Source organism: Streptomyces sp. NPDC049541, assembly GCF_044465725.1.
In the GTDB taxonomy this organism is placed as follows: Bacteria; Actinomycetota; Actinomycetes; order Streptomycetales; family Streptomycetaceae; genus Streptomyces.
Window position 1 is genome coordinate 293019 of record NZ_JBITLY010000003.1, and the last position, 18375, is coordinate 311393.

Below are 18375 nucleotides of genomic sequence, written 5' to 3' on the forward strand. Positions count from 1 at the left end.
GGTCCGCTGATCTGACGGATCGTCAAGATAGAACAGGTTCTAGAAGAAGGGAACGGTCCGCCGACTCCGGAACCGTGGCCGTGGGTTCAGCGGTCGAAGTCCAGCTCCACCTTCTCCGTCACCGGATGCGACTGGCACGCCAGCACGTATCCCGCCTCCGTCTCCTCCGGTTCCAGCGCGAAGTTGCGGTCCATGTGCACCTCGCCGGTCACCAGGAAGGCCCGGCAGGTGCCGCACACTCCGCCCTTGCAGGCGTAGGGCGCGTCGGGCCGGTTGCGCAGGACCGTCTCCAGCAGGGACTCGCCGTCCTGCACGGGCCAGGTCCCGCCGCGGCCGTCGAGCCGGGCGGTGACCGTGCTGTGCGCGGGGGCGGTCGCGGACGGCGCGGGGGTGGCGGCGTCCACGTGGAAGATCTCCTCGTGGATGCGCGTGCGCGTCACACCGAGCCCGCGCAGGGCCCGCTCGGCCCCTTGGACCAGCCCGAACGGCCCGCACAGGAACCAACCCGCCACCTGCTCCGCCGGCAGCAGTGCCGGAAGCAGCTCCGTCAGCCGTTCCTGGTCGAGACGTCCGGACGGCAGCCCCGCCTGCTGTTCCTCCCGGGACAACACCGTCACCAGCTGCAGCCGCCCGGGATACCGGTCCTTCAGATCGGCGACCTCGTCCAGGAACATTGTCGAGGCGGCCGTGCGGTCGCTGCGTATCAGACAGAACCGGGCCTCCGGCTCGCGCGCCAGCAGCGTCGAGACGATCGACAGCACCGGGGTGATGCCGCTGCCGCCGACGATCGCCGCGTACAGGCCGGGCGCCGGGTCGAGGGTGAAGCGGCCGGCGGGGGTCATCACCTCCAGCTCGTCGCCGACGTTGATCTCCTTGAGTGCGTACGTCGAGAAGGCCCCGCCGTCGACCAGCCGCACGCCGACCCGCAGGGTGCCGGGACCCGCGCCGTCGGGGGCAGGTGCCGGGGAGCAGATCGAGTACGTGCGCCGTATCTCCTTGCCGTCGACCAGGCGCCGCAGGGCGAGGTGCTGGCCCGGGGTGTGCCGGTACTCCTCGCGCAGTTCCTCGGGCACGGTGAGGGTGAGGGCCACGGAGTCGTCGGTGAGCCGGTCGACCGCCGCCACCCGAAGCGTGTGGAAGCGGGCCATCACAGCTCCTTGAAGTGGTCGAAGGGTTCCCGGCAGGACAGACAGCGCCGCAGCGCCTTGCAGGCGGTGGAGGAGAAGCGGCTGAGCAGCTCGGTGTCGGTGCTGCCGCAGTGCGGGCAGTGCACCGGGTCCAGCGTGCGGGTCGGGCCGAGGGACACGGGGACCGGTCCGGAGGCCTCTCGTACACGCGGGGGAGCTATCCCGAACTCCTGCAGCTTGCGACGGCCTTCGGCGGTGATGTCGTCCGTCGACCAGGCGGGCCGCAGCACCGTGCGGACGGTGACGTCCCGTATGCCGTGCGCGTGCAGGACTCGTTCTATGTCCAGGGACATCGCCTCGATGGCGGGGCAGCCGGTGTAGGTCGGCGTCAGCTCGACCTCGACCGCGTCCGTGCCGCGCACATGCACCGCGCGCAGGACGCCGAGCTCCTGGAGGGTGAGCACGGGCAGTTCGGGGTCGGGCACCGAACCGGCGATCTCGAGGAGTTCGGACTCCAGGGCGGTGCTCGTCGTCACCATGACGCCCCCGGGTGGCTGCGGTGCAGGTGCTGCATCTCGGCGAGCATCCGCCCGAAGGACTCTGTGTGCACGCCCTGACGGCCCGCGCCGGCCGACCACGCCCCGGCGCGCGGTCCCTCGGGGACCGTCAGGGTCGCGCGGTGCAGCACGGCCCGGACGGACTCCAGCCAGGCCGTCTCCATTCCCGCCAGGTCGACGTCCAGGCCGTCCACCGGCTGGAACATCTCGCCGGTGAACCGCCACAGGGCCGTGCACGCGCGCTGCATGCGCTCGTGGCCGGTCTGCGTGCCGTCGCCGAGCCGCAGGGTCCACTGCTCGGCGTGGTCGCGGTGGTAGGCGACCTCCTTGACGGCCTTTGCGGCGAGGCCTGCGAAAGGGCCGTCCGCGGCGGCCAGTTCGGCGTACAGCAGGTGCTGGTAGGTGGAGAAGTAGAGCTGGCGGGCGATGGTGTGGGCGAAGTCGCCGTTCGGCTGTTCCACCAGCTGGAGGTTGCGGAAGGCGCGCTCTTCGCGCAGATACGCCAGTTCGTCCTCGTCGCCCACCGTCGACAGCAGCACGCGGGCCTGGCCCAGCAGGTCGAGCGCGATGTTGGCGAGGGCGACCTCCTCCTCCAGGACGGGGGCGTGCCCCGCCCATTCGCCGAGGCGGTGCGAGAGCACCAGGGCGTCGTCGCCGAGGGCGAGGGCGGCGGCCGTGGGAACCGTGGCCGTCTCAGGAGCTGTCACAGGTGCTTCACCCCCTCCGGGATCTCGTAGAACGTGGGGTGCCGGTACGGCTTGTCGGCGGCCGGCTCGAAGAACGGGTCCTTCTCGTCCGGGGAGGACGCCGTGATCGCGGACGACGGGACGACCCAGATCGAGACGCCCTCGCCGCGGCGGGTGTACAGGTCGCGGGCGTTGCGCAGGGCGAACTCCGCGTCCGGCGCGTGCAGGCTGCCGGCGTGGGTGTGCGAGAGGCCGCGGCGTGAGCGCACGAAGACCTCCCACAGGGGCCAGTCGGTGTTCGTCATGCTCGCGTCGCTCCCATCTCGCCCGGCTTGCTGCTCCCGCCGGTCCCGCTCGTGTGCCTGGCCGCGTAGGCGGCGGCCGACTCCCGCACCCATGCACCTTCCTCGTGCGCGCGTCTGCGCTGGGTGAGCCGCTGTTCGTTGCACGGGCCGTTGCCCTTGAGGACCTCTTTGAACTCCGTCCAGTCGATCGGTCCGAAGTCGTAGTGCCCCCGCTCCTCGTTCCACTTCAGGTCCGGGTCGGGGAGGGTGAGGCCCAGGGACTCGGCCTGGGGGACGCAGATGTCGACGAAGCGCTGGCGGAGCTCGTCGTTCGAATGCCGCTTGATCTTCCACGTCATCGACTGCGCGGAGTGCGCCGACTCGTCGTCGGGCGGACCGAACATCATCAGGGACGGCCACCACCAGCGGTTCACCGCGTCCTGCGCCATCTCCCGCTGCTCGGGGGTGCCGCGGCCGAGGGCCAGCAGCAGTTCGTATCCCTGGCGCTGGTGGAAGGACTCCTCCTTGCAGATGCGGACCATCGCGCGTGCGTACGGGCCGTAGGAGCAGCGGCACAGCGGGACCTGGTTGGTGATCGCGGCGCCGTCCACCAGCCAGCCGATCGCGCCGACGTCCGCCCAGGTCAGCGTCGGGTAGTTGAAGATCGAGGAGTACTTCTGGCGGCCGGAGTGGAGCTTGTCGAGCAGCTCGTCGCGGCTGGTTCCGAGGGTTTCGGCGGCGCTGTACAGGTAGAGCCCGTGTCCGGCCTCGTCCTGGACCTTGGCCATCAGGATCGCCTTGCGCCGCAGGGAGGGCGCGCGGGTGATCCAGTTGGCTTCCGGCTGCATGCCGATGATCTCGGAGTGGGCGTGCTGCGCCATCTGCCGGACCAGCGTCGCGCGATAGGCGTCGGGCATCCAGTCGCGCGGCTCGATGCGCTCGTCGGCGGCCACGGCGGCGTCGAAGGCGCGCTCGTACGCACCGGTGCCGTCGGTGTCTTCCGCGGTGCCGTACGCCTGGTGCGCGGCTGCTGTCGCCATGCGGTCCCCCTCGACCTGGGCTCGGTCCGGAGCCGGCTCCCGACCGATCGTTCGGTTCGTGCGATTCCATGGTGGGACGGGCGCCGTAAGGTGTCAACCGCTGTGGATGACTTGCGGCGCCTGTCCTGTGGACAACTGGGGGCGACCTCGCGTATGCCGCGGGGAGCTCGGCCCGATGGGGGCTGTGCCGGGCGGGCGGGCCTGAGTAGCGTGCCCCTGCGAGTGCGGTGGCGGATCGGGAGACGGGGCGGAATGGACGTGTACGGCACAGGCTCGGACGCCCGGCAGGGGCCGGACGGGCCGGGCAGGCCGGGCGGTGCGCCCGAGCCGGATGCTCCGCCCCACGACGGGCGTGACGCCTCACCGGAGGCTGTCGTCCTCGATGAACCCCGCACCGGGGTGGCCGCTCTGTCCCTGCGCTACCAGATCGGTGCCGCGCTGACGCTCGCCGTCGTCGCCGTCCTCGTCTGTGTGCACGTCGGGATGGTCTTTCTGCACGTCGCGCCGTCCAACACGCTGACCAAGGCGCACGGCAAGGCGATCGACGACTGGATCTACCCGGAGTTCGAGCAGAACTGGAAGCTGTTCGCGCCGAACCCGCTGCAGCAGAACATCGCGGTCCAGGTGCGTGCCGAGGTGGAGGAGAAGAACGGCGAGGTGCGGACCACCGGCTGGTACGACCTGTCCGCTGAGGACGGGCAGGCCATCGACGGCAATCTGGTGCCCAGCCACACCCAGCAGAACGAGCTGCGCCGGGCCTGGGACTTCTTCGTCTCCACGCACGACGGCAACAACCGTCCGGTGGGGCTGCGCGGCGCCCTGTCCGAGACGTATCTGCGGCGCATAGTGATGCTCCGCCTCGGCCGCGACGACGCGGCCGGGACCGGCGGGGTCATCGATCAGGTGCAGGTACGTTCCCGTACCACCAATGTGACCCCGCCGAAGTGGAGCACTGAGAAGATCTCCGACAAACCCATGGACCGCGTGCTGCCCTGGTGGCCCGTCACGGCCGCCGACACCGACGGAGGCGCCCGGTGAACCGCTTGGCCCTCTCGGTCTCCTCCGCCATCGCCCGCATCACGGAATCGGCGCTCGTCCCCTACCAGTCCGCCGTGATCCGCATCGGCTTCAGCACGACCTGGCTGCTCTTCCTGCTGCGCGAGTTTCCCCATCGCGAGGAGCTGTACGGCCCCGCCAGCCCGTGGAGCTGGGACCTCGCCCAGCAGCTGATCGCGTCCAACAGTGCCTTCACGGCCCTGATGTGGTCGGACGGCCGGGGCTGGTTCGAGTTCGTCTACGTGCTCGCCGCGCTGTCGAGCGTCCTGCTGCTGCTCGGCTGGCGCACCCGCACCATGTCCGTGCTGTTCATGATCGGTGTGCTCTCGTTGCAGAACCGCAGCGTGTTCATGGGGGACGGCGGCGACAACGTCCTGCACCTGATGTCCGTGTACCTCGTCTTCACGCGCTGCGGCCAGGTCTGGTCGCTGGACGCGCGGCGGGCAGAGCGTGCGCGTCGGGCACGCGCGCGTGGAGAGCAGGTTTCCGACCGGATCGGACCGGCGCTGTGGGCCGTGCTCGGGGTCGCGCTGATCGCGGTGACGGCCGGCGGTCGGTTCGACGGTGCCGACCCGACCGTGCCTGTGATCCTGTGGGGCGTCTGGCTCGCGCTGGCCGTGTGGTGGCTGGTCGGGCGCCTGGCGAGGAGCGGGGAGCCGAGGATCCTGCTGGACGTCGTCGCCAACATCGTGCACAACGGCGCCCTCTTCGTGATCATGACTGAGGCCTGTCTGATCTACGCGACGGCCGGCTGGTACAAGATCCAGGGCACGCGCTGGCAGGACGGCACCGCGGTCTACTACCCGCTCCACCTCGACTACTTCTCGCCCTGGCCCGGACTCGCCGACCTGCTGTCGTCCAGCGGCACGATGGTGATGCTCGTGACGTACGGGACGGTCATCGTGCAGGTCGCCTTCCCGTTCACGCTGTTCAACCGGCGGGTCAAGAACGTCCTGCTGGCGGCCATGATGACCGAGCACGCCGTGATCGCCGTCCTTCTCGGACTGCCGTTCTTCTCGCTGGCGATGATCGCGACGGACGCCGTCTTCCTGCCGACGTCGCTGCTGCACCGCCTCGGCGGCTGGGCGGCACGCGCGCGTGGCCGCGTCCTCGCCCGCACCGGCCGTACGACGCCGTCCGGGCCGCGCGCCCCGGAGAGCCCCGAGCCCACACAGGTGAGCTCCACGGCGTGAGCCTGCGCCCGTGCTGCAGGGCGTGAGTGGCGGTCCCGCGCGCACGTAGGCTGCACGACATGAGCGAACCCGCCCCCGACCCCGTGACCGCCTGGCGCCGGATGGCCGGCACCTGTGTGCTGCTCGACGGTTTCCACGCCCTCAAGCACGCCGTGCGTTTCGGAGCGGAGATCCCGGTGGCGGTCACCGCCGACCTGCGGGCGGCGCTCGCCCTCGCCGACGAGCTCGCCCCCGATGTGCGGGACGCGCTGGCCGGTCTGCTCACCGAGGTGCCGGAGGCGACGTACCGGAACCTGGTGCCGCGCCCGCATCCCACCGCCGTCGCCGCCTTGGCCCTACGACCGTCCCGTGCGACCCATCTGGAGAGGCTCGCGCACACCCCGCGCACGGCCCCCGTCGTGGTCCTCGACAACCCGCGCAACCTCGGCAACGCGGGCGCCGTGATCCGGCTGGCCGCCGGTTTCGGTGCGACCGGTGTGGTCACCACCGGCACCCTCGACCCGTGGCACCCCACGGTGGTGCGGGGCGGCGCGGGGCTGCACTTCGCGACCGCCGTGGAACGGCTGGCCGTCGACGAGCTGCCGACGGGCCCGCTGTTCGCCATGGATCCGGAGGGCGACGACATCCGGGGCGTGAAGCTCCCGGACGACGCCGTCCTCGCGTTCGGCTCCGAGCGCAGCGGTCTGTCGGCCCCACTGCGCGCGCGTACCGACCACTTGCTGTCGCTGCCGATGCGCCCCCAGGTCTCCAGCTACAACCTCGCGACCAGTGTGGCCATGACGCTGTACCACTGGAGCGCCACCGGGGGCGCCTTCAGCTCCTAGGCCTCGCGGCGCACCTCGACCACCCGGAAGCGGTTCGCGACGAACGCGCCGTCGCACAGCGCCGAGTTGGCCGCCGGGTTGCCGCCCGAGCCGTGGAAGTCGGAGAACGCGGCCGTCTGGTTCACGTACACCCCGCCCGTGAGGTTCAGCGACAGCTGCGCGGCCTCCTCCAGGCAGACCTCCTGGACCGTCCGTTCGACCTCCTCGTCGGTCGTGTACGCGCCGACCGTCATCGCGCCCTTCTCCCGGATGGTGCGGCGCAACAGCTCCGCGCCCTCCGCGGCCGAGTCGACCGCCACGGCGAAGGAGACCGGGCCGAAGCACTCGCTCATGTACGCGGCCTCGTCGTCCGGCTTGGCGCCGTCCAGCTTCACGATCACCGGCGTGCGCACCACCGCGCCCGGGAACTCCGGGTTGCTGATCTCCCTGGAGGCCAGGGCGACTTCGCCGAGACCGGCAGCCGCCTCAAGGCGGGCCTTCACGTCCGGGTTGACGATCGCGCCGAGCAGGGCGTTCGCGCGCGCGTCGTCGCCGAGGAGGCCGTCGACCGAGCGGGCGAGGTCGGCGACCACCTCGTCGAAGGTCTTGGGGCCCTCGTCGGTGCGGATGCCGTCGCGGGGGATGAGCAGGTTCTGCGGGGTCGTGCACATCTGGCCGCTGTACAGGGACAGCGAGAAGGCCAGGTTGGAGAGCATGCCCTTGTAGTTCGCGGTGGAGTCGACCAGCACGGTGTTGACGCCGGCCTTCTCCGTGTAGACCTGCGCCTGGCGGGCGTTGGCCTCCAGCCAGTCGCCGAACGCCGTCGAACCCGTGTAGTCGATGATGCGGATCTCCGGGCGCGTCGCCAGGGTCTTCGCGATGCCCTCGCCGGGGCGCTCGGCGGCCAGGGCCACCAGGTTCGGGTCGAAGCCCGCCTCGGCGAGGACCTGGCGGGCGACCTGCACGGTGAGCGCGAGCGGCAGCACCGCGCGCGGGTGGGGCTTCACCAGGACCGCGTTGCCGGTGGCCAGGGACGCGAACAGGCCCGGATAGCCGTTCCACGTCGGGAAGGTGTTGCAGCCGATCACCAGCGCGATCCCGCGCGGAACCGCGGTGAACTGCTTGGTGAGCGCCAGCGGGTCGCGCTTGCCCTGGGGCTTGGTCCACTCCGCGGTGTCGGGGGTGCGGACCTGCTCCACGTACGCGTACGCCACCGCCTCCAGACCGCGGTCCTGGGCGTGCGGGCCGCCCGCCTGGAACGCCATCATGAAGGCCTGGCCGGAGGTGTGCATGACCGCGTGCGCGAACTCGTGCGTCCGGTCGCTGATCCGCTTCAGGATCTCCAGACACACCACCGCGCGCGCCTCCGCGCCGGCGTCGCGCCATGCGCGCTGTCCGGCCTTCATGGCGGGCAGCAACTCGTCGACGTCCGCGTGCGGGTAGGTCACGCCCAGCTCGATGCCGTACGGCGAGACCTCGGCGCCCACCCAGTCGTCCGTGCCGGGCTGGCCGAGGTCGAGACGGGTGCCCAGCAGGGCGTCGAAGGCGTCCTTGCCCGCGGCCGCGTCCAGGCTGCCACTCTCGGCGTACGCCTTGGGGTGTTCGGGGTGCGGGGACCAGTACGCGCGCGTGCGGATCGCTTCCAGCGCCTGGTCGAGGGTGGGCCGGTGCTTGGCGATCAGGTCGCGGGTGGTCAGTTCGGCGGCCATGCGGGACCAACTCCTCGTCTTGAGAACTCTTCGTCGAGCTCATGACCTGGCAGAAACATGGGCAGGAACAGCCGGTCAGGGTTAGAGTAACCGAACGATCGGTCGGGACAAGGGGGCCTGCCGCATCTGTGGAAAACCCCGTGCGGGAGGATCGCGCACATGACAGCACTCGACCTCAGCAGCCCCGTGGCCGTCGTCGGCACCGGCACCATGGGCCAGGGCATCGCCCAGGTCGCGCTGGTCGCAGGCCATCGCGTACGGCTGTACGACGCCGCTGCCGGGCGCGCCTCGCAGGCGGCCACGGCGATCGGCGACCGCCTGGACCGGCTCGTCGAGAAGGACCGGCTCTCGGCCGCCGACCGGGACGCGGCACGAGAGCGGCTGCTGCCCGCCGAGAGCCTCTCCGAGCTCGCCGACTGCTCCCTGGTCGTCGAGGCAGTCCTGGAGCACCTGGACGCCAAGCAGGCTCTGCTGCGTGAGCTGGAGGACATCGTCGCCGAGGACTGTCTGCTCGCGACCAACACCTCCTCGCTGTCCGTCACCGCCATCGGCGGCGCCCTGCGCCACCCCGGGCGCTTCGTCGGACTGCACTTCTTCAACCCCGCGCCGCTGCTCCCCCTGGTCGAGGTCGTCTCCGGGTTCGCCACCGACGTCTCGTCGGCCACGCGCGCGTACGAGATGGCGCGCGCCTGGGGCAAGACACCGGTCGCCTGCGCCGACACCCCCGGCTTCATCGTCAACCGCATCGCCCGGCCCTTCTACGCCGAGGCCTTCGCCGTGTACGAGGCCCAGGGCGCCGACCCCGCCACCATCGACGCGATCCTGCGCGAGTCGGGCGGTTTCCGGATGGGCGCCTTCGAACTGACCGACCTCATCGGACAGGACGTCAACGAGTCCGTCACCCACTCCGTGTGGCGGTCCTTCTTCCAGGACGTGCGCTTCGCGCCCTCGCTCGCCCAGCGGCGACTGGTCGAGTCGGGCCGGCTCGGCCGCAAGAGCGGTCAGGGCTGGTACGAGTACGGGGACGACGCCGAGCGCCCCGAGCCGCACACGGCGGAGCCCGCGCAGCAGCCCGCGTACGTCGTCGTCGAGGGCGACCTGGGCCCCGCCTCCGAGCTGCTCGCGCTGATCCGCGAAGCGGGCATCGCCGTGCGCGAGGAGGAAGAGGACCACGGCACCCGCCTGGTGCTGCCGGGCGGCGGCCAGCTGGCGCTCGCCGACGGCCAGACCTCCGTCGAGTTCCGCGACGTCGTGTACTTCGACCTCGCCCTGGACTACCGCAGGGCCACCCGTATCGCGCTGTCCGCGTCCCAGGACACCTCGCCGCAGACCCTCGCCGAGGCCACCGGCCTCTTCCAGGCGCTCGGCAAGGACGTCAGCGTCATCGGCGACGTCCCCGGCATGATCGTCGCCCGCACGGTCGCCCGGATCATCGACCTCGCGCACGACGCCGTCGCCAAGGGCGTGGCCACTGAGGAGGACATCGACACCGCGATGCGCCTGGGCGTCAACTACCCGCTGGGGCCCTTCGAGTGGAGCCGCAGGCTCGGCCGCAACTGGGCCTACGCCCTCCTCGACGACCTGCACCTGCGCGACCCCTCCGGGCGCTATGCGCCCTCCCTCGCGCTGTACCGGCACGCGTACGCCTCCGACAAGCGGGAGGGCAGCCAGTCATGACCACCGCCAAGCGCGACACGTACACCCCGGAGACGCTGCTGTCCGTCGCCGTCCAGGTCTTCAACGAGCGCGGCTACGACGGCACCTCCATGGAGCACCTCTCCAAGGCGGCCGGCATCTCCAAGTCGTCGATCTACCACCATGTGGCCGGCAAGGAGGAGCTGCTGCGCCGGGCCGTCAGCCGGGCGCTCGACGGCCTCTTCGGGATCCTCGACGAGGAGCACGCACGCGTGGGGCGCGCCGCCGGCCGCCTCGAGTACGTCGTGCGGCGCATGGTCGAGGTGCTGATCGGCGAACTGCCGTATGTGACGCTGCTGCTGCGGGTGCGCGGCAACACGGGCACCGAGCGGTGGGCCCTGGAGCGGCGCCGGGACTTCGACCACCAGGTGGCCGAGCTGCTGAAGGCGGCGGCCGCCGACGGGGACGTACGCGGTGACGTGGAGGTGCGGCTCGCCACCAGGCTCGTCTTCGGGATGATCAACTCGATCGTCGAGTGGTACCGGCCCGACGGGCGGGGCATGAGCGAGCGCGAAGTGGCCGACGCGGTCGTGCAGTTGGTCTTCGGAGGGCTGCGCAAGGAGGTCTGAGCGGCATCGCAAGGAGGTCTGAGCGGCTTCGAGGGGCTCAGCCCTGCGGCTCCAGGTCCTCCTCCTCGAACACCAGCAGCGTGCGCGTGCTCAGTACTTCGGGCATCGCCTGCAGCCGGGTGAGCACCAGCTCGCGCAGCGCCCTGTTGTCCGAGGTGTGCACGAGCAGCAGTACGTCGAAGTCGCCGCCCACCAGGGCGATGTGGGAGGCCCCGGGCAGCTGTCTGAGCTGCTCGCGCACCGTGCGCCAGGAGTTCTGGACGATCTTCAGGGTGATGTACGCCGAGGTGCCCTGACCTGCGCGCTCATGGTTGACCCGGGCTCCGAAGCCACGGATGACGCCGTCCTCGATGAGGCGGTTGATCCGCGCGTAGGCGTTGGCGCGGGAGACATGCACCCGTTCCGCGACCGACCGTATGGAGGCGCGGCCGTCCGCCTGGAGCATCTGCAGGATGTCCAGATCGATGGCGTCGAGGGGCCGCGGCTGCGGCAGGGGACTGCTGCCTTCCGGCCCTTCGGCCATTTGTTCAGGTGCCATGTCCCCCCGCCTCCCTACCATGGACGTACTGCGTTCATTTGAGGTTGTGGAGAACCGTTTGTCCACAGCCTGGAGGTGCCTGTAGCCAAAATGTGCCGACGACCGAACAATCGGTAGGTGAGGCGCATCACACCCGTGGCGCGCCTGAAGCCGCTCCCACGAGGAGGTGCCGTCATGACGGTCATGGAGCAGCGGGGCGGGTATCGGCCATCGCCGCCCCCCGCCTGGCAGCCCCGCACCGACCCCGCGCCGCTGCTGCCCGACGCGGAGCCCTACCGCGTCCTCGGCACCGAGGCCGCCGCGAAGGCCGACCCGGCCCTGCTGCGCCGCCTGTACGCCGAGCTGGTGCGCGGCCGCAGGTACAACGTGCAGGCGACCGCCCTCACCAAGCAGGGCCGCCTCGCCGTCTACCCCTCCAGCACCGGCCAGGAGGCCTGCCAGGTCGCCGCCGCGCTCGCCCTCCAGGACCGCGATTGGCTCTTCCCCAGCTACCGCGACACCCTTGCAGCCGTCGCCCGCGGCCTGGACCCCGTTCAGGCGCTCACCCTGCTGCGCGGCGACTGGCACACCGGCTACGACCCGCACGAACACCGCGTGGCCCCCCTGTGCACCCCCCTCGCCACCCAGCTGCCGCACGCCGTCGGCCTCGCGCACGCCGCCCGCCTCAAGGGCGACGACGTGGTGGCGCTCGCCCTGGTCGGCGACGGCGGCTCCAGCGAGGGCGACTTCCACGAGGCGCTGAACTTCGCCGCAGTCTGGCAGGCCCCGGTGGTCTTCCTGGTCCAGAACAACGGCTTCGCGATCTCCGTTCCGCTCGCCAAGCAGACCGCGGCCCCGTCGCTGGCCCACAAGGCCGTCGGCTACGGCATGCCCGGCCGCCTGGTCGACGGCAACGACGCGGCCGCCGTGCACGAGGTCCTCACCGACGCCGTGCGTCGCGCCCGCGAGGGCGGCGGCCCCACGCTGATCGAGGCGATCACCTACCGCATCGACGCCCACACCAACGCCGACGACGCGACCCGCTACCGCGGTGACACCGAGGTCGAGGCCTGGCGCGCCCACGACCCCATCGCGCTCCTGGAGCACGAACTGACCGAGCGCGGCCTGATCGACGAGGCCGGCATCCGGGCCGCCCGCGACGACGCCGAGACCATGGCCGCCGACCTGCGCGAGCGCATGAACCAGGACCCCGTCCTCGACCCCATGGACCTGTTCGCCCATGTGTACGCCGAACCCACCGGGCAACTGCGTGAACAGCGGGCCCAGCTGCAGGCGGAGCTGCACGCGGAACAGGAAGGCGGCCACTGATGACCACCGTCGCCCTCAAGCCGGCCACCATGGCGCAGGCGCTCACACGCGCGCTGCGCGACGCCATGGCCGCCGACCCCACCGTGCACGTCATGGGTGAGGACGTCGGCACCCTCGGCGGTGTCTTCCGCGTCACCGACGGCCTCGCCAAGGAGTTCGGCGAGGACCGCTGCACGGACACCCCGCTGGCCGAGGCGGGCATCCTCGGCACCGCGGTCGGCATGGCGATGTACGGCCTGCGCCCGGTCGTGGAGATGCAGTTCGACGCGTTCGCCTACCCGGCGTTCGAGCAGCTGATCTCCCACGTGTCCCGGATGCGCAACCGCACCCGCGGCGCCATGCCCCTCCCGCTCACCATCCGCGTCCCCTACGGTGGCGGCATCGGCGGCGTCGAGCACCACAGCGACTCCTCCGAGGCGTACTACATGGCGACTCCGGGGCTCCATGTCGTCACGCCCGCCACCGTCGCCGACGCCTACGGCCTGCTGCGTGCCGCGATCGCCTCCGACGACCCGGTCGTCTTCCTCGAACCCAAGCGCCTGTACTGGTCCAAGGACTCCTGGAACCCCGAGCACCCGACGGACGTTGAACCGATAGGCCGCGCGGTGGTGCGGCGCTCGGGTCGCAGCGCCACGCTCATCACGTACGGCCCGTCGGTTCCCGTCTGCCTCGAAGCCGCCGAGGCCGCACGGGCCGAGGGCTGGGACCTCGAAGTCGTCGACCTGCGCTCCCTGGTGCCGTTCGACGACGAGACGGTCTGCGCCTCGGTGCGGCGGACCGGCCGCGCGCTCGTCGTGCACGAGTCGGGCGGGTTCGGCGGCCCGGGCGGGGAGATCGCGGCACGGGTCACGGAGCGCTGCTTCCACCACCTGGAGGCGCCGGTGCTGCGCGTGGCAGGCTTCGACATCCCCTACCCGCCGCCGATGCTGGAGCGCCACCACCTGCCCGGCGTGGACCGCATCCTGGATGCCGTGGGGCGTCTGCAGTGGGAGGCCGAGAGCTGATGGCACAGGTGTTGGAGTTCAGGCTCCCCGACCTCGGGGAGGGGCTCACCGAGGCGGAGATCGTCCGCTGGCTGGTGGAGGTCGGTGACGTCGTCGCGGTCGACCAGCCGGTCGTCGAGGTCGAGACGGCCAAGGCGCTGGTCGACGTGCCCTGCCCCTACGGCGGTGTGGTCACCGCCCGCTTCGGCGAGGAGGGCACCGAACTGCCCGTGGGCGCCCCCCTGCTGACGGTCGCGGTCGGACCGGGGGCCTCAGGGGGCGAGAGCGAGGGCTCGGGCAACGTGCTGGTGGGGTACGGCACTTCGGAGGCACCCGCGCGACGCCGCAGGGTACGGCCGGGACAGCCGGCGCCCGCCGCGCCCCGGGAGGCGAACGGAAGCTCCGGCGCACGCGAGCCGGCGGACGGCCCCGTACCCGTGATCTCGCCGCTGGTGCGCAGGCTCGCCCGGCAGAACGGCCTGGACCTGAAGGAGATGACGGGCTCAGGACCCGACGGGCTGATCCTGCGCGCCGACGTCGAGTACGCGCTGCGTGCCGCCGAGGCACAGGGACGGACGGCCGAGCCGGCCGCCGAACCCCAGCCGCCCGCGCCCACCCCCACCGCAGCACCCGGCACCGGCCTCCGTATCCCCCTCAAGGGCATCCGCGGCGCGGTGGCGGACAAGCTCTCCCGCAGCCGCCGCGAGATACCGGACGCGACCTGCTGGGTGGATGCCGACGCGACCGAGCTCATGCGCGCCCGAGCCGCCATGAACGCGGCAGGCGGGCCGAAGATCTCCCTGCTCGCCCTGCTGGCCCGCATCTGCACCGCCGCTCTCGCCCGGTTCCCCGAGCTCAACTCCACGGTGGACATGGAGGCCAGGGAGGTCGTCCAGCTCGACCAGGTGCACCTCGGCTTCGCCGCGCAGACCGAGCGCGGCCTCGTCGTCCCGGTCGTACGGGACGCACACGCGCGGGACGCCGAAGCGCTCACCGCGGAGTTCGCCCGGCTGACCGAGGCGGCCCGCACGGGCAGCCTCACACCCGGAGAACTCACCGGCTCCACCTTCACGTTGAACAACTACGGCGTGTTCGGTGTCGACGGGTCCACGCCGATCATCAACCACCCCGAGGCGGCCATGCTCGGCGTCGGCCGCATCGTCCCCAAGCCGTGGGTGCACGAGGGCGAGCTCGCCGTACGGCAGGTCGTCCAGCTCTCGCTCACCTTCGACCACCGGGTGTGCGACGGTGGCACGGCAGGCGGCTTCCTGCGGTACGTGTCGGACTGCGTGGAACAGCCGGCGGTCCTGCTGCGCACACTGTGACGACGACGAGACCCGGACGTCCTGGCTGACGCCCCATGCGTTCCCTGTGATCGTGAGGGAACGCATACTCGGGGGATGACCTCGCACGAGCCCTCCGGCGACCACGGCGCCACCCCGGCACACGACGCGTACGACGCCGTCGTGCTCGCCGGGGGCGCCGCCCGGCGGCTCGGCGGCGCCGACAAGCCCGGCGTGCACATCGGCGGCCGGGCACTGCTCGATCGGGTGCTCACCGCCTGCGCCGACGCCCGCACGACCGTCGTCGTCGCCGGCCCCAGGCCCACCGCCCGGCCGGTGCTGTGGACCCGCGAGGACCCGCCCGGCGGGGGCCCCCTCGCCGCGCTCGGCGCCGGGCTGCACCACACCACCGCCGAGCAGACCGTGGTCCTCTCCGCCGACCTGCCGTTCCTCGGGGCGGCCACCGTGCGACGGCTGCTGAGCGCACTGCACACGAGCGACGCCGAAGGCGTCCTGCTCACCGACGCCGACGGCCGCGACCAGCCCCTCGTGGCCGCCTACCGCACGCCTGCGCTGCGCCGCGAACTGGCCGAGCTCGCCACCGAGCACGGCAGCCTCACCGGCCTGCCGCTGCGCCGGCTGACCGCCGCCCTCCACCTCACCCGCGTCCCGGACTCCGTCGCCTCCTTCGACTGCGACACCTGGGACGACATCGCCACCGCCAGGGCACGCATCAGGGAGCATGGGCACGTGTTGGATGAATGGATTTCCGCAGCCAAGGACGAGCTCGGCATCGACCTCGACGTCGACACCGGTGTCCTGCTCGACCTCGCCCGCGACGCCGCCCACGGGGTGGCCAGGCCCGCGGCACCGCTGACCACCTTCCTCGTCGGCTATGCGGCCGGCCGGGCCGGCGGCGGCCCCGAAGCCGTAGCCGAAGCCGCCCGCAAGGCCGTGGCCCTCGCCCTGCGCTGGGCCGAGGAGGCCGACGAGACGCACAAGGCCGTGGGCGCCGAGCCCGATGTCGCTCCCGATGCCACGCCCGACACCCGCCCGGACGCCGGATGACCCCCCGCTCCACCCGGCCCGGCGAGGACGTCGAGGACCTCGACGTCGAGGAGGTGCTCGCCCTGGTGAAAGAACCCGACCACCGCACCCCCGGCGACTCCGTACCCGCGCCCGCCCCGCACACTGCCGGCCCCGCCGCGCCGCACAAGCCCGACGCCCACCACCGGGCCACCCCCTGGCCCGAGGCCCGGACGATCGCCGCGCGCGCCGCCCGGGCCGGCGCCCGCCGCCCCCTCGTCACGGTCCCCCTCGAAGCCGCCCTCGGCCTCACCCTGGCCGCCCCCCTCACCGCCCTCACCGACCTGCCCTCCTTCGACACCTCGGCGATGGACGGCTGGGCGGTCGCGGGACCCGGTCCCTGGGACGTACGGGACGAGGGCGTCCTGGCAGGACACGCCGAGCCCGAGGCCCTCACCGACGGCGAGGCCGTCCGTATCGCCACCGGCGCCCGCATCCCACCCGACACCACCGCGGTGATCCGCAGCGAACACGGCCGCACCGACGACAAGGGCCGCCTGCACGCCACCCGGGAGGTGCAGCACGGCCAGGACATCCGCCCCCGCGGCCAGGAGTGCCGCACCGGCGACCAGCTCCTCCCGGTCGGCGCCCTGGTGACCCCCGCCGTACTCGGCCTCGCGGCGGCCGCCGGCTACGACACCCTCACCGCCGTCCCCCGCCCCCGCGTCGAGGTCCTCGTCCTGGGCGACGAACTGCTTACCGAGGGACGGCCGCACGACGGCCTGATCCGGGACGCCCTCGGACCGATGCTGCCGCCCTGGCTGCGCGCGCTGGGCGCCGAGGTGACCTCCGTACGACGGCTCGGCGACGACGCCAAAGCCCTGCGCAAGGCCGTTACCGGGTCCGAGGCCGACCTGATCGTCACCACCGGCGGCACCGCCTCCGGGCCCGTCGACCACGTCCACCCGACCCTGCAGCGCATCGGTGCCGAACTCCTCGTGGACGGTGTGACGGTGCGGCCGGGCCACCCCATGCTGCTGGCCCGCACCAAGGAGAACCAGCACCTCGTCGGTCTGCCCGGCAACCCCCTCGCCGCCGTCTCCGGACTGCTCACCCTCGCCGAACCCCTGCTGCGCACCCTCGCCGCGCACCCCGCCCCGGAGCCGTACGCCCTGCCGCTCCAGGACGGGGTCCACGGCCATCCCCACGACACCCGGCTCATCCCCGTCGTGCTGCGCGGCGACAGCGCCGTACCGCTGCACTACAACGGTCCGGCCATGCTGCGGGGCATCGCCGCGGCCGACGCCCTCGCCGTCGTGCCACCGGGCGGCGCCCGACCGGGTCAGGAGCTGGAGCTCCTCGACCTGCCCTGGGCGTCCGCCGGAATCGGGGTGTGTTTCACGTGAAACTTCCGGGCCATGACGCGATCGCCCGCCAGGCGGACGAACATCTCGTGACCCATCGGGTGAGACTGCCGAGGAAGGTGGTCGAACGACCGATCCGCCAGGTCGCCAAACGGCTGTTACTGGCCTTGGCGGTCCTGGTCGCGACCGCCCTGATCGTCTACGCCGACCACGACGGCTACAACGACAACTCCGACCGCGCGGTCGACCTGCTCGACGCCTTCTACTACGCGACCGTCACCCTCTCCACCACCGGATACGGCGACATCACCCCGGTCAGCGACGCCGCCCGGTTCACCAACATCTTCGTCATCACGCCGCTGCGCGTGCTCTTCCTGATCATCCTGGTCGGCACCACGCTCGAAGTCCTCACCGAACGCACCCGGGAGGAATGGCGACTGAACCGCTGGAGGTCCACCTTGCGCGACCACACCGTCGTCGTCGGCTTCGGGACGAAGGGGCGCTCGGCGATCCAGACCGTGTGTGCGACAGGACTGAAGAAGGAGCAGGTCGTCGTGGTCGACCCCAGCTCCAAGGTGATAGAGGCGGCGACGGCCGAGGGCTACGTCGGTGTGGTCGGCGACGCGACGCGCAGCGACGTGCTGAAGCGGGCCGAGGTGCACCGGGCGCGGCAGATCATCATCGCCACCCAGCGCGACGACACGGCCGTCCTCGTCACGCTGACGGCCCGGCAGCTCAACCGCGGGGCGAAGATCGTGGCCGCGGTGCGCGAGGAGGAGAACGCGCCGCTGCTCCAGCAGTCCGGCGCCGACGCGGTCATCACCAGCGCCAGCGCCGCCGGCCGCCTGCTCGGCCTGTCCGTGCTCAGCCCGGCGGCAGCCATGGTCATGGAGGACCTCATCCAGCAGGGCAGCGGCCTCGACATGATCGAGCGGCCGGTCGTGAAGGCCGAGGTGGGCAAGACACCGCGGGAGACCGAGGACCTGGTCGTCAGCGTCGTCCGCGGACACCGGGTGCTCGGATACGACGATCCGGCCGTCGGGACACTGCAGTTGACGGACCGGCTGATCACCATCGTGCGGGCGTCACCGGGCGCACAGGTCGCACCCGACGTCCGGCCCCTGCGCCAGGAGTGATCACCCGAGGTCGCGGTG

Annotated in this window: 18 protein-coding genes; 11 read left to right on the forward strand and 7 right to left on the reverse strand. The window is 71.9% G+C overall.

All coding sequences use genetic code 11. From position 1 onward, the window contains the following. Positions 1-86: 86 nt before the first annotated feature. From ACIBW9_RS13635 to paaA, 5 genes are read right to left on the reverse strand one after another with little or no spacing between them, the layout of a single operon-like run. Complete coding sequence (locus ACIBW9_RS13635; protein WP_398954458.1) at positions 87-1148, reverse strand: 2Fe-2S iron-sulfur cluster-binding protein; 1062 nt, start codon at positions 1146-1148, stop codon at positions 87-89. Beyond that, the gene (paaD, locus tag ACIBW9_RS13640) at positions 1148-1663 is read right to left on the reverse strand and encodes a 1,2-phenylacetyl-CoA epoxidase subunit PaaD (RefSeq protein WP_398955218.1); all 516 of its coding nucleotides are present in this window, start codon (positions 1661-1663) and stop codon (positions 1148-1150) included. Before paaD ends, ACIBW9_RS13635 begins: the two co-directional genes overlap by 1 nt. Then, positions 1660-2391 carry a 1,2-phenylacetyl-CoA epoxidase subunit PaaC gene (gene paaC, locus ACIBW9_RS13645; protein ID WP_398954460.1) on the reverse strand — a complete coding sequence of 244 codons (732 nt, stop codon included), beginning with the start codon at positions 2389-2391 and terminating at the stop codon, positions 1660-1662. Before paaC ends, paaD begins: the two co-directional genes overlap by 4 nt. After that, a complete protein-coding gene (gene paaB, locus ACIBW9_RS13650) occupies positions 2388-2675 on the reverse strand; it encodes a 1,2-phenylacetyl-CoA epoxidase subunit PaaB (RefSeq protein WP_057606276.1) in 288 nt (95 codons plus the stop codon). The genes paaC and paaB overlap by 4 nt, the downstream gene beginning before the upstream one ends. Then, positions 2672-3694: a 1,2-phenylacetyl-CoA epoxidase subunit PaaA gene (gene paaA, locus ACIBW9_RS13655; protein WP_398954463.1), complete on the reverse strand. Its 1023-nt coding sequence runs from the start codon at positions 3692-3694 to the stop codon at positions 2672-2674. The genes paaB and paaA overlap by 4 nt, the downstream gene beginning before the upstream one ends. Before the next feature lie 252 nt (positions 3695-3946). Between paaA and ACIBW9_RS13660 the strand changes: the two genes are divergently transcribed. From ACIBW9_RS13660 to ACIBW9_RS13670, 3 genes are read left to right on the forward strand one after another with little or no spacing between them, the layout of a single operon-like run. Then, positions 3947-4732 (forward strand): DUF5819 family protein, encoded by a 786-nt coding sequence (locus ACIBW9_RS13660; protein WP_398954466.1) that lies wholly within the window; start codon positions 3947-3949, stop codon positions 4730-4732. Continuing rightward, a complete protein-coding gene (locus tag ACIBW9_RS13665; protein ID WP_398954468.1) occupies positions 4729-5943 on the forward strand; it encodes an HTTM domain-containing protein in 1215 nt (404 codons plus the stop codon). Before ACIBW9_RS13660 ends, ACIBW9_RS13665 begins: the two co-directional genes overlap by 4 nt. Positions 5944-6002: 59 nt before the next feature. Then, positions 6003-6767: a TrmH family RNA methyltransferase gene (locus ACIBW9_RS13670; RefSeq protein WP_398954470.1), complete on the forward strand. Its 765-nt coding sequence runs from the start codon at positions 6003-6005 to the stop codon at positions 6765-6767. Here the strand turns inward: ACIBW9_RS13670 and paaN are convergent. Beyond that, on the reverse strand, positions 6764-8455 hold the full coding sequence (paaN, locus tag ACIBW9_RS13675) for a phenylacetic acid degradation protein PaaN (protein ID WP_398954472.1): 1692 nt from the start codon (positions 8453-8455) through the stop codon (positions 6764-6766). The two genes, ACIBW9_RS13670 and paaN, sit on opposite strands and share 4 nt — an antisense overlap. A 159-nt stretch (positions 8456-8614) precedes the next feature. Here paaN and ACIBW9_RS13680 point away from each other — a divergent pair, with 159 nt between their 5' ends. After that, positions 8615-10132, forward strand: a complete 1518-nt coding sequence (locus ACIBW9_RS13680) for a 3-hydroxyacyl-CoA dehydrogenase (protein ID WP_398954474.1) — start codon at positions 8615-8617, stop codon at positions 10130-10132. After that, the gene (locus ACIBW9_RS13685) at positions 10129-10719 is read left to right on the forward strand and encodes a TetR/AcrR family transcriptional regulator (RefSeq protein ID WP_398954476.1); all 591 of its coding nucleotides are present in this window, start codon (positions 10129-10131) and stop codon (positions 10717-10719) included. The genes ACIBW9_RS13680 and ACIBW9_RS13685 overlap by 4 nt, the downstream gene beginning before the upstream one ends. A 37-nt stretch (positions 10720-10756) precedes the next feature. Here the strand turns inward: ACIBW9_RS13685 and ACIBW9_RS13690 are convergent, their stop codons facing one another. After that, on the reverse strand, positions 10757-11242 hold the full coding sequence (locus ACIBW9_RS13690; protein ID WP_398955220.1) for an Lrp/AsnC family transcriptional regulator: 486 nt from the start codon (positions 11240-11242) through the stop codon (positions 10757-10759). 189 nt (positions 11243-11431) lie between these two features. Between ACIBW9_RS13690 and pdhA the strand changes: the two genes are divergently transcribed. The 6 genes from pdhA to ACIBW9_RS13720 all read left to right on the forward strand — a co-directional run bounded on the left by pdhA (position 11432) and on the right by ACIBW9_RS13720 (position 18357). Continuing rightward, a complete protein-coding gene (gene pdhA, locus ACIBW9_RS13695; protein WP_398954478.1) occupies positions 11432-12565 on the forward strand; it encodes a pyruvate dehydrogenase (acetyl-transferring) E1 component subunit alpha in 1134 nt (377 codons plus the stop codon). After that, complete coding sequence (locus tag ACIBW9_RS13700; protein WP_398954480.1) at positions 12565-13569, forward strand: alpha-ketoacid dehydrogenase subunit beta; 1005 nt, start codon at positions 12565-12567, stop codon at positions 13567-13569. Before pdhA ends, ACIBW9_RS13700 begins: the two co-directional genes overlap by 1 nt. After that, positions 13569-14873: a dihydrolipoamide acetyltransferase family protein gene (locus ACIBW9_RS13705; protein WP_398954482.1), complete on the forward strand. Its 1305-nt coding sequence runs from the start codon at positions 13569-13571 to the stop codon at positions 14871-14873. Before ACIBW9_RS13700 ends, ACIBW9_RS13705 begins: the two co-directional genes overlap by 1 nt. A 75-nt stretch (positions 14874-14948) precedes the next feature. After that, the gene (locus tag ACIBW9_RS13710; protein WP_398954484.1) at positions 14949-15899 is read left to right on the forward strand and encodes an NTP transferase domain-containing protein; all 951 of its coding nucleotides are present in this window, start codon (positions 14949-14951) and stop codon (positions 15897-15899) included. Further along, positions 15896-17263, forward strand: coding sequence for a molybdopterin molybdotransferase MoeA (locus ACIBW9_RS13715; protein ID WP_398954486.1), 1368 nt, complete (start codon positions 15896-15898; stop codon positions 17261-17263). Before ACIBW9_RS13710 ends, ACIBW9_RS13715 begins: the two co-directional genes overlap by 4 nt. Further along, positions 17260-18357 (forward strand): potassium channel family protein, encoded by a 1098-nt coding sequence (locus ACIBW9_RS13720; RefSeq protein ID WP_398954488.1) that lies wholly within the window; start codon positions 17260-17262, stop codon positions 18355-18357. Before ACIBW9_RS13715 ends, ACIBW9_RS13720 begins: the two co-directional genes overlap by 4 nt. Positions 18358-18375: the final 18 nt, after the last annotated feature.